The organism is Arthrobacter sp. SIMBA_036 (assembly GCF_046535135.1).
In the GTDB taxonomy this organism is placed as follows: domain Bacteria; phylum Actinomycetota; class Actinomycetes; order Actinomycetales; family Micrococcaceae; genus Arthrobacter.
The window spans coordinates 1-258 of the sequence record NZ_JAWRXG010000288.1 but is presented as its reverse complement, the minus strand read 5'-3'; the positions used below and the strand labels follow the sequence as shown (position 1 = coordinate 258).

The following is a 258-nucleotide window of genomic DNA, read 5'->3' as shown; positions in this document are numbered from 1 at the left end:
AGGGGAGCATGCCGTTTCGCCTTCCGTTCGGCCGCTCCCCTAGCACAAGCGATAAATGAAGTCACAGGCTGCGGGCAAAATGTCCCGGTGATGCTTCGATGATGGTGTCCTGGGTGGCGGCAGCTGCCTTGCGGATGCCATCGACCTCTTCCGGCTTCAGCCGCGTCTTCGGATCGTCGAAGCGGACATCCGGATCCGGTACCGCCGACAGCAGCAGCCGCGTATAGGGATGGATCGGATTGTCGATCACCTCTGAAG

The 258-nt window shown here is 60.9% G+C and carries 1 pseudogene; it reads right to left on the bottom strand.

Annotated features, from left to right (window positions below):
* Positions 1–61: 61 nt before the first annotated feature.
* Positions 62–258, bottom strand: a pseudogene (locus tag SB659_RS19920) (hypothetical protein); the annotation flags it as partial.